This is a genomic window from Bifidobacterium tissieri (assembly GCF_002259645.1).
GTDB lineage: Bacteria > Actinomycetota > Actinomycetes > Actinomycetales > Bifidobacteriaceae > Galliscardovia > Galliscardovia tissieri.
In genome coordinates this window covers 18,540-33,555 of the sequence record NZ_MWWV01000001.1, presented here as the reverse complement: position 1 = coordinate 33,555, position 15,016 = coordinate 18,540, and the positions used below count along the sequence as shown (strand labels likewise).

Below are 15,016 nucleotides of genomic sequence, written 5' to 3'. Positions count from 1 at the left end.
ATGGCATCGCAACTCGCATATAAGGCGCGAATCGCCTCCACGTCGTCGTTGGAGAAGATCTTCAATGCGCAGGAGATGATCGCAAGCTCTCGCATTGCCAAGGCCCGTAACGTGGCCCTGGCCGCGAAGCCTTACTCCGATGCGATTTTCGATGCAGTCCAGGCTCTGGCCCAGCACACCCATATCTCGCATCCGATCGTGAGGAAGGACGAGGACAACCCGCGTGTGGCAGTCCTCGCCCTCACGGCGGATCGAGGTATGGCCGGTGCATACACCTCTTCGATCATTCGTGAAACGGAGAGCCTGCTGGCCAAGCTTGACGACAAGGGCAAGAAGCCCGAGCTTTATGTCTACGGCCGTCGTGGCGTCACGTACTACAAGTACCGTGGCCGCGACGTGCGAGGCACTTGGGAAGGCAATTCCGACGCCCCCGGCGTCGAAGTCGCCGAAGAGATCTCCAAGGCCCTGCTCGATGCCTACATGAAGCCGGCCGACGAAGGCGGCGTGAGCGAACTCTACGTCGTGTTCACCGAATTCGTGAACATGGTCGTACAGAAGGTGCGCATCCTCAGGATGCTGCCGGTGGAGATCGTCAGCGCCGAGGATGAGCAGACCGAGGGTACTAACGTGCCCGAGGCCCAGCCGCTCTACAGTTTCGAGCCCAGTCGTGACGAGGTCCTCGATCGAGTCCTTCCGAAGTACGTGCAGTCGCGCATCCACGAGTGCCTGCTCACCAGCGCGGCATCGGAGACGGCAAGCCGGCAGAACGCCATGCACACCGCCACCGACAACGCCCGCAATCTGATCGACGAACTGACCCGTAAGCTCAACGCCACGCGTCAGGCAGCGATCACGCAGGAGCTTACAGAAATCATCGGTTCCGCCGATGCATTGAATAACGAGAAAGAATAGGAACGCCATGGCAGAAAGTAATGTAGCTGCGGCAACGGCAGCCGAGGTCGACGCCTCGGCAGCCTCGCAGGGCCGCATTGTTCGTGTCCAAGGCTCGGTTATCGATATTGAGTTCCCGGTGGGTCACCTGCCCGATATCTATAACGCCTTGACTGTGGAGATCGCCGCGGTGGGTTCCACCGAAGGCGAGACCAGCCACACGATCATGCTCGAGGTCGAACAGCACCTCGGCGACTCCACCGTGCGCGCCGTCGCTCTGAAGCCTACGGACGGTCTGGTCCGCGGCGCCAGCGTGACCGACACGGGCGGTCCGATCGAGGTCCCGGTCGGCGATGTGACCAAGGGACACGTGTTCGACGTCTCCGGCCGCATCCTGAACCAGAAGCCGGATGAGAAGATCGAGGTCAAGGAGCGTTGGGGCATCCACCGCAACCCGCCGGCATTCGATCAGCTGGAGTCCAAGACCCAGATGTTCGAGACGGGCATCAAGGTCATCGATCTTCTGACCCCGTACGTGCAGGGTGGCAAGATCGGTCTGTTCGGCGGCGCAGGCGTCGGCAAGACCGTGCTGATCCAGGAGATGATCCAGCGAGTCGCACAGAACCACGGTGGTGTGTCTGTGTTCGCCGGCGTCGGTGAGCGTACCCGTGAGGGTAACGATCTGATCGGCGAGATGGACGAGGCTGGCGTGCTTGAGAAGACCGCTCTGGTCTTCGGCCAGATGGATGAGCCGCCGGGAACGCGTCTGCGCGTGCCGCTGACCGCTCTGACGATGGCTGAGTACTTCCGCGACGTGCAGAACCAGGACGTGCTGCTCTTCATCGACAACATCTTCCGCTTCACCCAGGCGGGTTCCGAGGTGTCCACGCTGCTCGGCCGTATGCCGTCCGCAGTGGGTTACCAGCCGAACCTGGCGGATGAGATGGGTTCGCTGCAGGAGCGAATCACGTCGACCCGTGGTCACTCCATCACTTCGCTGCAGGCCATCTACGTGCCGGCCGATGATTACACCGACCCGGCGCCTGCCACGACCTTCGCCCACCTCGACGCGACCACCGAGCTTTCCCGTGAGATCGCCTCGAAGGGCATCTACCCGGCCGTGGACCCGCTGGCCTCCACCTCGCGAATCCTTGATCCGCGTTACGTCGGTCAGGACCACTACGAGACCGCCAACCGTGTCAAGGCGATTCTGCAGCGTAACAAGGAGCTGCAGGACATCATCGCCCTGATCGGTATCGACGAGCTCGGCGAAGAGGATAAGACCACCGTCAACCGTGCCCGTAAGATCGAGCAGTTCCTCGGTCAGAACTTCTACGTGGCCGAGAAGTTCACCGGTCGTCCCGGCTCCTACGTGTCGAAGGACGAAACCGTCGAGGCGTTCAAGCGCATCTGCGACGGCGTGTACGACGATGTTCCGGAGCAGGCGTTCTCCGGCATCGGCGGCATCGACGACCTCGAGGAGAAGTGGCACAACATGCAGAAGGAGTTCGCGGCCTGATGGCAGCGACCGACAAGCCCACCATCCAGGTGAACATCGTGGCCGCCGACCGCCCTGTGTGGTCGGGGACCGCGGTGCAGATCAGCATTCCGGCTTCCGAGGGTTCCATGGGTATCCTCGCCGACCACGAGCCGGTTATGACCGCCACCAAGGACGGGCTGATCAAGGTCATCCAGCCGAACGGCAAAACGCTTGGCTTCGAGGTGACCGACGGCTTCATCTCCTTCGATTCCAACAAGCTCACCGTGGCCGTGGAGACCTGCAAGGACGGCGTTGATCTCAACGCATCGTCCGCCGAGTAGGTGTCCGTCGCGCCTCGCGCGTGACTTGTGATACGCATCAGGGTGTGCGACCGAGCAATCGGTTGCACACCCTTTTCATATCCGTCGTGTGGAGTCATCATGTGGAGTCACCCACGCCGGACTTATCTACGCTAAACCTATCCAAATTCCACATTCTGACCATTGCCCACATACCGTACATCCCACTTCCTTAGTGTGATCACACTAAAAAACTGGGTTGTTGGAATTTCAACGTTTTGCGAGGGTGGCACGTTAGTGTGAGCTCACACTAACGGGTGGGGGAGATCGGGACACGGTCAGAGGCTTCGTTATTCTGTGCTGTATGCGTATTATCGTCGCCGACTGCTCGGCCGAATACTCCGGCCGACTCAATGCCTCACTACCGCAAGCCAAACGTGTGATCCTGATCAAGGCGGATTCCAGCTGTCTGATCTTCTCCGAGCTGGGATCGTATAAGCCGCTTAATTGGATGGCCGCACCGTGCAAGATCAAGGAGATCGATCTTGACGATGCGGATAATGACGTCGTTGACGATGATGATGAATTCGCCGCGCCGAAGCCCATTCGTCAGCTGCGGGTCACGGCGGACAAGTCGTCGGACGTGCTGGTCGTGACGCTGTACCGCGTGTATTCCGACCAGTCGTTTGATTTGGGGGAGGACCCGGGGCTGGTCAAGGATGGCGTGGAGGATCATCTGCAGCAGTATCTGGCTGAGCAGATCGAACGGATTGGCGCGGGTGCCAAGTTGATTCGTCGTGAATATCCGACCGCGATCGGTCCGGTTGACATCATGGCGGTGGATGCCGACGGCGTGCATGTGGCGATTGAGATCAAACGGCATGGCGGCATCGATGGTGTGGAGCAGTTGACGCGCTATTGCAAGCTGCTGAATCGTGATCCGTTGCTGGCACCGGTCCGTGGCATCTTCGCCGCGCAGACCATCACGCCTCAGGCGCAGGTACTGGCCAAGGATCGTGGTTTCGACTGCCTGATTCTGGATTACGACGATATGAAAAGCACCGAATCCGACGAACTCCGCCTGTTCTAGCCAGTCGTCGAACCTTCCGTAACGCCGACGACACTTGGCTATTGAGTGGAATTGGGCGGGGACGCGTGTGTCGTCAAGGCGCGGAAGGTGAAGGCGTACGACGGTACGTCGACCCGCCGGCATGTGCCGGCCGTGCGCAGCCTTGGCGGCTGCTCCCTTCGCCTACGTAGAGTCCACTGGACTCTACGCTTGAAGGCCCAGTAACGCCGACGACACTAGTTTTGTGAGTGGAATTGGGTGGGGGACGCGTGTGTCGTCAAGGCGCACCGAAGGAAGGCGTACGAAGGTACGTCGACTGAGGAGTAACGCCGACGACACTCCGTCCCCCACCCAATTCGCTAATAAGCGGCGAGGATGTCTACCACAAACACCAACGTCGAGTTTGCCGGGATGCCGTTCTGTTCGGTGGAGCCGTAGGCGAGGTCCGGGGGGATGATGAGGAGGACCTGGGAGCCGACGGTCTGGCCGGCGAGGCCTTGCTTCCAGCCTTTGATGACCTGGTCGAGGGAGAAGTCGCTGGCGGCACCGCGATCCCAGGAGGAGTCGAACTGTTTGCCGGTGCTGGCGACCCAGCCGGTGTAGTGGGCGCTGACGGTGTCGGTGTCCTTGACTTCCTGACCGGTGCCTTTGATGAGGGTCTGGACGACGAGCTGGTCACCGGGCTTGTAGTTGTTCATGTCTAGGGAGGGCTTGCCGTCCTTGTCGAGGGTGACCTTGGGAAGATCGGCGGGGATGTCGGTCACTTTGTCGCCGGTGGCGCGGGTGAGTGACTTGGACTTGGAGACGACGGTGAGGGCGATGATGTATTTGGTGGCGGTGGCGGTGGTGACGCCGTCGGAGCTGGAGGAGGCGGTGGGTGAGGAGGATGAGCTGTCGTCGAAGCCGAAGGCGATGGTGGTGTTGACCTTCTTGCCCTTGAAGAGGTCGTAGTATTCCTGGTTGATGGCGCTGGTGTTCATGACCATGGAGCATTCGGGGGAGTTGGTGGTCCAGGTGTTGGCGTTGTCGAGTTGCTTGCCGGTCTGGGCGTCGTAGGCGATTTGCTGGACGCAGAGTCGGTCGCCATCTTCGATGGTGTCGCCGTTGCCCTTCTGGAGGATCTGGTAGCTGTAGTTTTTGACGTCCAGCGGGGTTTTGAAGGAGATTGTGGGTTCCTTGCCGAGTTCACCTTCGGCGGAGATGCCGGTCATGGCGGTGAGTTTGGTGGAGGATGATGCCGATGAGGAGCTGCTTGACTTGTCGGTGGAGTCGGAGTCGCTGGAGCCGCATGCGGACAGGGAGAGACCCAGCGCAACGGTGCAGGCCAGGGCGATTGCGCGACGTGCGCGCTGACGGATGTTGGATTGGAAATCACGCATGATCCCTACTGTATCGGCATTTCCTGACTGTAATAAGCGGTGGCTTGTAGAATGGCAATCAATATGAGTGATACGAACCTGCAGAATCAGGATGACGAATCGTCCAAGGACGTGAAGGGGCCGGCCGGGCAGAAGGTCGGTGGTTCGACTGTGCCTGAACGACGTGAGAAGGCGTCGCTTGCTGAGTTGGACCTGTTTAAATTCATGCCGCATCGCAAAACCGATGATGCGGATTCCGACGATGACACTGATCCCAATGGGGTTGCCGCGGTCTCTGAATCGACGGATGTGTCGACGGATACCGTGGCCATCGCCGAACCGGTTGTGGTGGCGGACAATGAGTCTGGATCCGTCGACGAGGAGAACGTCGCTACGGGCACGATGGATGCCGATGCCAACGGTGCTGATGTCGCCGTTGCCGCTATGGACGTCACGGATCCGACTGCTGACACTGCTGAAGCTACGGATACGAACGAATCCGAGGATGACGAGAATCTGGATCCGGAGGAGATCGCCAAGCGCAAGCATCGTCGTCATGTGAAGATCATGCGTGGCATCGTCACGCCGGTGCTGGGGGTGCTGGCCATCATCGCCTTCGTGTTCGGCGGGCTCAATGCGACCATCTGGAAGCCGAACCCGCACGTCACCGTGTCCACTGGAACACTGTCGACGAATTATGTGGTCACCGATCCGGGCGTGCTGGCCCTTGCCGACAACACCGTGGATATCAGCGCTACTGCGGCGTCCGGCGATCAGGTGTGCATTGCGGTCACGTCGGCGCGTGACGCCACCGGCTGGCTGTCCGGTCAGAAGTACACGCGTGTGAACGGTCTGGCCACGTGGCAGAGCTTCACCACGCAGACGTCGTCGACCAAGGACTCCGGCGATACCGGAACCGTGGCGTTCGCCGACTCCGATATGTGGGAGCAGGTCTCGTGCAACAACGACAAGACCACGCTGCAGTGGAAGGGCGATGGCGGCGATCGTGTGATTCTTGTCAGCGCTCAGGGTGCCGATCCGAAGGCAAACACCAAGCTTGACTTCACGATGAGCTGGACTCGCGCCACGGTGCCGGACTTCGCCATGCCGTTCTTCTTCGTGGGTGGTCTGCTTACCGTGATGGCCATTCTCGCCGCGACGCTGTTCTCGTTGGAAGGCCACCGTCGTCGGAAGAGGAAGACGCTGGAGAATGCGCACGTGACTGCGCTCACCGAAGAGGAGATGCTCGATCAGGACGGCAAGCCGCATTGGATGCATGCCGGATCCGAGCCGCCGTCGCCGGAACGCAGTCGACGTCGTGAGCGTCGTGAGCGTCGACGCCGTCATCATTCGCATCGCAGGGAGGCAATCGAGGAGGAACTGCGCGAGGAGCACGAAGCCGAAGGCCCGGAAGTGCTTGACGTCACGTCGGTCAATCTGCTGCAGCAGAACACGCCTGCCGTGAGCACCGACGAACTGCAGGAATACTTCGCGCGTCTGGCCGCCGAGAACGCGGCGAACGCCGAAGCGGCGGATACCGCAGCCGATACCGACGGCGCGGACACCGCTACCAACAACGACACCAACCCAGGCAATGACGATACCGACGGCACGAAGGAGGCCAAGTGATGAGAAAATCCACAATCGTACGCATCACCGCGGCCGCGCTTACCGTGGCCATGCTACCCGCGCTCGCGGCCTGCAGCGAAACCGTGCCGAAGGTGACCGCCACCACATCCGCTACCGATGCTCCGGTGCTGACCGAGGCCCAGGAACAAAATCTACGCGGCAAGATCCTCGACGTGCTCAAGAAGGCGGACGACGCCAAGGACGCGAATGCGCTCTCCGAGCGTGTGGAGGGCCCGGAGCTTGAAGTGCGTTCCAGCCAGCTCACCATCGCGCAGGCCACCGGCAATCTTGATCCGCATGCGACCATCCCCGACAAGATCAGCCAGACGGTGATCCCCACGGATTCCAGCTGGCCCAGGTCGGTCTTCACGATCACCACCACCACTGACGACCAGCAGTCGCAGCGTCTGCTGGTGTTCAATCAGGACAGTGCGCGTAGCAACTACAAGCTGTGGGGGCTGGTTCGTCTGTTCCAGGGCGCTCAGCTGCCCGCATTCGAGGTGCCCAAGCTGGGCTCGAAGATGGGTGACGTGGACGATTCCGGACTGGTGAGCACTCCGGCCGACGCCGTGGCGCATTATGCCGATGTGCTGCAGAACGGCGGCAACAGCAAGTACGCGGGTGATTTCAACGACGACCAGCTGCGCAATGATCTCGCCTCGCTCACCGCCACGGTGCAGAAGGGCATCGAGGCGAATGCCGGAACCCAGTCGCAGACTTTCACTGTGCAGCCGGACCAGATCAAGATCATGCGTGCGGCCCGCGGCGGCGATCTGGTGGTGGCGCAGATCAATTCCGAATGGACCCGTACCGCCGGCGAGGGGCGCGAATCGCTGCCTGCTTCGGATGCGGAGAAGGCGCTGTTCGGTGGTGGTACGGCCACCAGCAGCATGAAGGTCACCTATGTGAACGTGGTGGCCCTGTTCATTCCCACGTCGGATTCCGGCGAGAAGATCCAGGCCGTGGGTGCCGAGCGTCAGCCGATCAAGGTCGAGGCTCAGTAACGGCGGCACGACGCGCAAACGCGTGAACATGTGAACGTGTGAACGCGCAAACGCGCGCGAGAACGTAATCGTACATACAGCAGCACAGTAAGGAGTAGCGATGGCGGACAAGAAACCGTTCAATCCGGGTATTTCGTTGGCGGGGGCCGTGGATCTGGAGGCCCTCAAGCACAAGGTGGACGCCGAGGCCGGGCAGGCCGGGGGAGCGCCCGCGGCCGGCGGATATGTGATCGATACCGATGAGAGCACCTTCCAGGCCATGGTGCAGACTTCGGCCACGTTCCCGATCCTGCTGTTGCTGTGGGTCACCGATGACGATCGGTGCTTCGGCATCGCACGTAAGCTTGGCGAGACCGTGAACAAGCTGGAGGGTAAGATCCAGCTGTCCCGTATCGACATCGCCAAGAGCCCGACCATCGCTCAGGCATTGCAGGCGCAGGGCGCTCCGGCCCTGTACGGTCTGATCGGCGGCCGTCCGATGCCGATTCTGCAGGGTGTGCCTTCCGATGCGGAACTCAATCAGATTGTGGAGCAGCTCATTCCGCAGCTCATTCAGATGGCCCAGCAGGCCGGCGTGACCGGTACCGCTCCGTATCAGGAGGGAGCTGCCGGAGATGGTGCCGCAACCGCGCCAGAGTCGGAGGCCATTCCGGAATCGCATGCCAAGGCTCACCAGCTTGCCCAGGAGGGCGACTACGCCGGTGCCGCCGCGGAATACGCCAAGCTCATGGAGGCCGATCCGCATGATGTGCGTGCGGCCCGCGAACATGCCAAGGCACTGCTGCTCGATCGTTCCGGTTCGGCTGACGTGCGCGTGGTGCGCGCGGCTGCCGCCGAGTCCCCGGATGACGTGGAGGCGCAGCTTGCCGTCGCCGACATCGATATGATCGGCGGTCAGATTCAGGATGCGTTCGATCGTCTGCTTGACTTCCTCGCCGGTCACAAGGCCGATGTGGAGCCGGTGCGCAAGCGTCTGCTGGAGTACTTCTCCATTCCGGACGAGAAGGATCCTCGCGTCGCCCGCGCCCGCAGGCGTCTGGCCACGTTGATGTACTGAAAGTAGTTACTCGTAGCGGTTTTCACCGAACAGTTGGGAGTATTGGGCTCCGTCGCGGTGCAGTCCGGCGAGAAAATCATCCCGCCAGGTGATGAACGGCCGTGACGCGAGCCCATCGTTGTAGAAACGATGATCGTCGGTCACTTCGGTTGTGCAGAACGAGGGAATCAGCAGGTTCGTCACCGGACTTGAGCGCTCCACCTTCGCCACGATCAGACCGGCGTTGTTCGCGCCGAACACGTCGATGTTCCATCCATCCTCGTCGATCCACACACTGTAGCGGTTCTTGATGATCGGCGTACCCCCGCGCAGTATCATCTCCGCGGCGATGTCGGCGTCCACCGTGCGCTCGGCCTCGTATCGCGTACCGCTCACCGGCGAACCCAATACCGTGATGTACGCCTCCTGAAACGCCTCACGATGCTGCATCAGCGTGGTCAGACCATCCGTCTGGGAGCCCATCGGCACACGAACACCCCGCGCCTGCACGCGCAAACGCAACGCAAATCCATCCTGATGCAGAAAATAACTCTGCACCATAAGCAGGGGAGCGTCGCCGTCATCGCATTCGTCGGGAAACTCCCGGCAATAGAATCGACGCTCGTATTCGAATTCATCCACCATGGCACCATCGTAACGAAAATCAAACGACGATGAAAGCGATGCAACCGCTGTCGCACCTGTCGGCATTGATGTATCTGGCGCAAATTCGCCGATAACGGCAGGTAACGGCCGGTAACAGGATGGAAACCGCGCGAACGTAGAGTATTTGCGTTTTTGTAAAGGAGCTCAATTTATGCATATTGAGAAGAAGATCGGCGTCGCCGTGATGCGGCGCGCTTCGCAGTGGCGAACGATGGTCGGCATGATGCTGGCCATGCTGCTGTGCGTGGCCGGCCTTGGCTCCCTCGGAGTCTCCACGGTGAACGCCGCCGAAGACACGGCCGCAACCACGACGACCACGACCGCAGGAAACGCCGCGGCCGTCAAGGGCAAGACCTTCAAGATCGCGACCGACACCACATTCGCGCCATTCGAATTCCGTGATTCCAACGGACAGATGGTCGGCATCGACATGGATATGCTCCGTGCGATCGCCAAGGATCAGGGCTTCGAGGTGGAGATCCAGTCGCTCGGCTTCAACGCCGCGCTGCAGGCGCTGTCGTCCGGACAGGCCGACGGCGTGATCGCCGGCATGTCGATTACCGACGAACGCAAGGCCGTCTATGATTTCTCCGACCCGTACTTCGAATCGGGCGTGCAGATGGCCATCGCCAAGAACAATGACGAGATCAAGGGATATGAGGATCTCAAGGGCAAGACCGTCGTGGCCAAAACCGGTGCCGAGGGTGAGACGTTCGCCAAGAAGAACGCGAAGAAGTACGGCTACACCGTCAAGTCCGTCGACCAGTCGGCCACCATGTACGAAATGGTCAAGTCCGGCAACGCGGACGCCGTGGTCGACGACTACCCGGTGCTCGCCTACGGCATCACGCAGGGCAACGGCCTGAAGACCGTCACCCCCAAGGTTCCCGGCGGCTCCTACGGATTCGCCGTCAACAAGGGGCAGAACGCCGACCTGCTTGCCGCGTTCAACGCGGGACTCGCCAATCTGAAGCAGTCCGGAGAATACGACAAGATCCTCGCCAAGTACCTCGGCGAGAACGGTACCGCCAACACGGCCAACGCCAATGCGTCTGGCGCCAAGAAGAGCTTCCTCGATCTGGCCAAGGATTCGTTCCCCGCACTGATGATCGGTCTGAAGAACACGCTGCTCATCACCGCGATCTCCTTCGTGATCGCGCTTGTGCTCGGCATCGTGCTCGGCCTGATGCGAGTGGCCCCCAACCCGGTGCTTTCCTGGATCGCACGCGTATACGTGGCCATCTTCCGTGGCACTCCGATCCTGGTGTGGGCGTTCTTCTTCTACTTCGGCATTCCGCAGCTCATCGGCCACAGCATCAACATCTGGGTGGCCGGCGCGCTCACGCTGTCGCTCAACTCCGGTGCCTACCTGGTGGAGATCGTGCGCGGTGCCATTGAATCCGTGAACAAGGGACAGATGGAAGGCGCCCGCTCGCTCGGCCTGAACTACAACCAGGCGATGCGCAAGGTGATCCTGCCGCAGGCGGTGAAGATCGGCACCCCCGCCATCATCAACCAGCTGGTCATCATGCTCAAGGACTCCTCGCTGCTGCTGGCCATCGGCTTCGGCGAACTGCTCTACCAGGCCCAGCAGATCTACGCGGCCAACTTCCGCGTCACCGAGACGCTGCTCATGGTCGGCGTGATCTACTTCGTGGCGATCACCCTGCTCACCTGGCTCGCCAACATCGTTGATCGGAGGATGAACAAGCGATGAGTGAAGCAACCAATACGAACACTGTTACCACGGCTGCTGATGCTACGGCTGCCGAAGTCGCCACTGCCGATACCACCACTGCCGACGTCGTCATCGACGTGAAGGACCTGCGCAAGAGCTTCGGCGGCAACGAGGTGCTCAAGGGCATCAACTGCCAGGTGCACGCGGGCGAGGTCATCTCGATCATCGGCCCGTCCGGTGCCGGCAAGTCCACGTTCCTGCGCTGCCTCAACGGCCTCGATACGCCGTCGTCAGGATCGATCGTGGTGCTCGGCAACGACATCGCCGATCCGAAGACCGACATCGACAAGACGCGCGAACACATCGGCATGGTGTTCCAGCACTTCAACCTGTTCCCTAACATGACCGTGGCGGAGAACATCATGCTGGCACCCACGCTCATCAAGAAGGTGCCCGCCGACAAGGCGCGCGCCCGTGCGCTTGAACTGCTGCGTATGGTGGGGCTCGAGGAGAAGATCGACGCCAACCCCGACTCGCTGTCCGGCGGTCAGAAGCAGCGTGTGGCCATCGCGCGCTCGCTGGCCATGGATCCGCAGATCATGCTGTTCGATGAGGCCACGTCCGCGCTCGACCCGGAGATGGTGGGCGACGTGCTGCAGGTGATCCGCGATCTTGCCAGGAAGGGCATGACCATGCTGCTGGTGACGCATGAGATGGCGTTCGCCCGCGAGGTCTCCACGCGCGTGATCTTCACCGACGCCGGCGTGATCGAGGAGGAGGGCACTCCGGAGCAGATCTTCGGCAACCCGCAGAGTCCGCGTCTGCGTTCGTTCCTGTCGAAGGTGCTGTAGTGCTGTTGTAGGTGCTGTAGTGCTGTAGCGCTGATATAGCCTGGCGCTTATGTCTGATATGCGCGTGAATCATGAGATACTGACGTACTCGTGATTCACGCGTTTTCATTATGGTCTTGATTATGGTCAGACGTGACCGCCCATGACCGCCAATTGCGTCCTATGACAATCCCGGCATTAGTCGAGGATGCGTGTACACTAATGGGGTGCGTGTTTTACGGGTGCTGCCCGTGAAACGGACTCGGGTTCGTAGCTCAGTGGATAGAGCGTCTGTCTCCGGAACAGAAGGTCGTGGGTTCGATCCCCATCGAGCCCACCAGTGCAAGGCTTCATATCGTTGATATGAGGCCTTTTGTCGTATCTGGGGCGTATCTGGGTATGGGCATGTCCGGTATGGACTACGTAAAGAAAAAACGCGCCTTCTGTCGTCGTGATCGAATGCCGGGCGTTTGGGGATACCGGCCGGCCGATCGCCGTACAATGCGGAACCATACCGGCGTTGGCCGCCGGCCTGTCGGGGACGTTGCCCGGTGCCATTCGGTGCCATCGGTGGGCGGCGGTCGAACGTAATCACATCATCAGACCACAGGAGTCGAAGGAGAACATCATGGTAGACAAGCTTGAAGAGGTTGCGACCGCATACGCTCCGGCCGCGCTCGGCGCATACAGCCAGGCGGTGAAGGCGAACGGATTCGTGTTCGTCTCCGGTCAGCTCGGCATCGACCCGCACACCGGCGAACTGGCCGGCACCTCCGCTGGTGAACAGACCGCGCAGGCCCTCAGGAACATCAAGCACATTCTCGACGCGGCCGGCAGCGGCATCGAGAACATCGTGCGCGCCACCATCTACATGAAGAACGTGGACGATTTCAAGGAGATCGACGGCGAGTACGCCAAGGTGTTCATCGGCTCGGTCAAGCCCGCGCGCGTGGCCTTCGGCGGCAACAACATCCCCAAGGGCGCGCTGGTGGAGATCGACGCCATCGCCGTGCTCAACGACGCCGAATAATGATGACACGAATGGCATGATCGATCGTGGTTCAGGCGGTCTCGTGTTTTCCGATCGGATGGTTGGCAACGACTGGGCGATCTGATACGACCTGACCTGATACGACCCGATAGTGGTGGACGCGGCGGATCCGGACCGTATTGCTGTCGGATTCGCCGCGGAAAGCCTACAATGCAACCATGTTTCTCGTATTGATCGGTGTACTCGCATGCATCGCGGCGGCAGTGCTGACGCTGGGGCTGCGACTGATGCGGGCGAAGACGCGGGTGCCCGTATATCCATTGGGTCTGGCGCTCGCCGTGGTGGGAGGAGTCGCCGCGGTGGCATTCGCGGCCATCTTTCTGATCTATGGCATTTCCGCGTTGATGTGATCTGTGTGATCTGCGTGAGCGCGTGATCACGGCACGTGTGCTGTCCCATTGTCTCGTTCGCTTTGGTTGGGCGGATTATTGTTTTTGGATGGGTTGCGGTAGTCTGCTGGGGTGAAGAACGCAGAACCGCGCACTATGGAGCCCGAAGCCACCGGGCTGGAACGCAAGATGGAATCCCGGCATCTGACCATGATCTCGCTTGGCGGCGTGATCGGCACCGGACTGTTCCTCAGCTCCGGATACACGATCCATCAGGCCGGACCGCTCGGCGCGATCATCGCCTACGCCATCGGATCGCTGCTCGTCTACTTTGTCATGCTGTGCCTCGGCGAACTGTCCGTGGCCATGCCGTACGCCGGTAGCTTCCACCTGTACGCCAACCGGTTCATCGGCCCCGGCACCGCGTTCACCATCGCCATTTTGTATTGGCTGAACTGGGCGGTGGCGCTCGCCTCCGAATTCACGGCGGCCGGTCTGCTCATGCAACGATGGTTCCCCGGCAGCCCCACATGGATGTGGAGCGCTATTTTCATTGCCGTGGTGTTCGCGTTGAATATCCTGTCCGTACGACTGTATGGCGAATCCGAATTCTGGTTCGCCTCGATCAAGGTGTTCGCCATCGTCGCGTTCATCATCATCGGCCTGCTGGCCATATTCGGCGCGATTCCGATCTCCGGCTACGATTCCGCGCCCCTGTTCGGCAATTTCGTCGCCGACGGATGGTTCCCCAACGGCATCGCGCCGATCTTCTCCACGCTGCTGACCGTGGTTTTCGCCTTCTCGGGAACCGAAGTGGTCGGCGTGGCCGCGGGGGAGACGCGTGATCCGGGCTCGGCCATCCCCAAGGCCGTGCACACCACCGTGCTGAGGCTCGCCATCTTCTTCATCGGATCGATCGCCGTGATGGCCGCGCTCATCCCGTGGCACAAGTCCGGCGTCGATACCAGTCCGTTCGTGCTCGTGTTCCAGTCGATCGGTATGCCGTTCGCCGGTGACATAATGAACTTCGTGGTGCTTACCGCCGTCCTGTCCGCGGCGAATTCCGGCCTGTACGTGTGCTCGCGCATGGTGTGGTCGCTGGCCAAGGAGCGCATGATCCCGGTCGGGCTCGCCAAGACCAATTTCCGCGGTGTGCCCGTGTTCGCGGTGATGTTCAGCATGGCGGGCAGTCTGCTCGCGTTGCTGTCGTCCGTGGTGGCGGCCAGCACCGTGTACCTGGCGCTGGTGGCGGTCTCCGGATTGGCGACGATCGTGGTCTGGGCGTCCGTGGCCGTATGTCAGATCAGATTCCGCCGGCAGTGGACGGCCGAGGGACACAGTGTGGACGAGCTCGGATACAAGGCCCCCGGCTACCCGTTCGTACCGTGGGCCGCGATCGTGATGTGCGCGCTTGCGCTGGTGCTGGTGGTGTTCGACGAATCGCAGCGATCCACGTTGTATTACATGATTCCGTTCGTCGGACTCTGCTACGCCTTCTACTATGCACGCGAGGCTTGGAGGAGGAAGCACGGTGCACAGGGCGACAACAACTAGGTAACCGTTCCGTTGATGTTGATGTTGGTGTTGATGTTGGTGTTGGTGTTGGTGTTGGTGCTGTCTGCGGTGTGTCGGTGCCTAGGGTACGTTCCGACGTGTGCATTCCTGCGCGTCCCAAGGAACGTCAGCGCTCTCGGTA

Annotated in this window: 14 protein-coding genes and 1 tRNA gene; 13 read left to right on the top strand and 2 right to left on the bottom strand. The window is 60.9% G+C overall.

What is annotated here, in order from left to right:
* The 4 genes from BTIS_RS00145 (at position 1) to nucS (ending at position 3,760) form a co-directional block, all read left to right on the top strand.
* Positions 1 to 912: a F0F1 ATP synthase subunit gamma gene (locus BTIS_RS00145; protein WP_094661643.1), complete on the top strand. Its 912-nt coding sequence runs from the start codon at positions 1 to 3 to the stop codon at positions 910 to 912.
* Between the two features lie 7 nt (positions 913 to 919).
* On the top strand, positions 920 to 2,410 hold the full coding sequence (gene atpD / locus BTIS_RS00140; RefSeq protein WP_094661642.1) for a F0F1 ATP synthase subunit beta: 1,491 nt from the start codon (positions 920 to 922) through the stop codon (positions 2,408 to 2,410).
* Positions 2,410 to 2,712 (top strand): F0F1 ATP synthase subunit epsilon, encoded by a 303-nt coding sequence (locus tag BTIS_RS00135; RefSeq protein ID WP_094661641.1) that lies wholly within the window; start codon positions 2,410 to 2,412, stop codon positions 2,710 to 2,712. The genes atpD and BTIS_RS00135 overlap by 1 nt, the downstream gene beginning before the upstream one ends.
* 322 nt (positions 2,713 to 3,034) lie before the next feature.
* Entirely contained in the window at positions 3,035 to 3,760 is a 726-nt protein-coding gene (gene nucS, locus BTIS_RS00130) for an endonuclease NucS (protein ID WP_094661640.1), read from the top strand.
* Positions 3,761 to 4,098: 338 nt separating this feature from the next.
* On the opposite strand, the gene BTIS_RS00125 is transcribed toward nucS, so the two are convergent.
* Positions 4,099 to 5,118: an FKBP-type peptidyl-prolyl cis-trans isomerase gene (locus BTIS_RS00125; RefSeq protein ID WP_094661639.1), complete on the bottom strand. Its 1,020-nt coding sequence runs from the start codon at positions 5,116 to 5,118 to the stop codon at positions 4,099 to 4,101.
* A gap of 63 nt (positions 5,119 to 5,181) precedes the next feature.
* Between BTIS_RS00125 and BTIS_RS00120 the strand changes: the two genes are divergently transcribed.
* From BTIS_RS00120 to BTIS_RS00110, 3 genes are all read left to right on the top strand, one after another.
* On the top strand, positions 5,182 to 6,726 hold the full coding sequence (locus BTIS_RS00120) for a hypothetical protein (protein WP_094661638.1): 1,545 nt from the start codon (positions 5,182 to 5,184) through the stop codon (positions 6,724 to 6,726).
* Complete coding sequence (locus BTIS_RS00115) at positions 6,726 to 7,730, top strand: DUF8094 domain-containing protein (RefSeq protein WP_094661637.1); 1,005 nt, start codon at positions 6,726 to 6,728, stop codon at positions 7,728 to 7,730. The genes BTIS_RS00120 and BTIS_RS00115 overlap by 1 nt, the downstream gene beginning before the upstream one ends.
* A 100-nt stretch (positions 7,731 to 7,830) precedes the next feature.
* Positions 7,831 to 8,787: a tetratricopeptide repeat protein gene (locus tag BTIS_RS00110; protein WP_094661636.1), complete on the top strand. Its 957-nt coding sequence runs from the start codon at positions 7,831 to 7,833 to the stop codon at positions 8,785 to 8,787.
* Between the two features lie 6 nt (positions 8,788 to 8,793).
* On the opposite strand, the gene BTIS_RS00105 is transcribed toward BTIS_RS00110, so the two are convergent.
* The gene (locus BTIS_RS00105; protein WP_094661635.1) at positions 8,794 to 9,411 is read right to left on the bottom strand and encodes a CYTH domain-containing protein; all 618 of its coding nucleotides are present in this window, start codon (positions 9,409 to 9,411) and stop codon (positions 8,794 to 8,796) included.
* Positions 9,412 to 9,583: 172 nt separating this feature from the next.
* Between BTIS_RS00105 and BTIS_RS00100 the strand changes: the two genes are divergently transcribed.
* From BTIS_RS00100 to BTIS_RS00075, 6 genes are all read left to right on the top strand, one after another.
* Positions 9,584 to 11,149 carry an amino acid ABC transporter substrate-binding protein/permease gene (locus tag BTIS_RS00100; RefSeq protein WP_245819157.1) on the top strand — a complete coding sequence of 522 codons (1,566 nt, stop codon included), beginning with the start codon at positions 9,584 to 9,586 and terminating at the stop codon, positions 11,147 to 11,149.
* Complete coding sequence (locus tag BTIS_RS00095) at positions 11,146 to 11,961, top strand: amino acid ABC transporter ATP-binding protein (RefSeq protein WP_094661634.1); 816 nt, start codon at positions 11,146 to 11,148, stop codon at positions 11,959 to 11,961. The genes BTIS_RS00100 and BTIS_RS00095 overlap by 4 nt, the downstream gene beginning before the upstream one ends.
* Positions 11,962 to 12,204: 243 nt before the next feature.
* A tRNA-Arg gene (locus tag BTIS_RS00090) sits at positions 12,205 to 12,280 on the top strand.
* A 288-nt stretch (positions 12,281 to 12,568) separates the two neighbouring features.
* Entirely contained in the window at positions 12,569 to 12,970 is a 402-nt protein-coding gene (locus BTIS_RS00085) for a Rid family detoxifying hydrolase (protein ID WP_094661633.1), read from the top strand.
* A gap of 179 nt (positions 12,971 to 13,149) precedes the next feature.
* Entirely contained in the window at positions 13,150 to 13,341 is a 192-nt protein-coding gene (locus BTIS_RS00080) for a hypothetical protein (RefSeq protein WP_094661632.1), read from the top strand.
* A gap of 135 nt (positions 13,342 to 13,476) precedes the next feature.
* Positions 13,477 to 14,874 carry an amino acid permease gene (locus BTIS_RS00075; protein WP_094661631.1) on the top strand — a complete coding sequence of 466 codons (1,398 nt, stop codon included), beginning with the start codon at positions 13,477 to 13,479 and terminating at the stop codon, positions 14,872 to 14,874.
* Positions 14,875 to 15,016 lie beyond the last annotated feature (142 nt).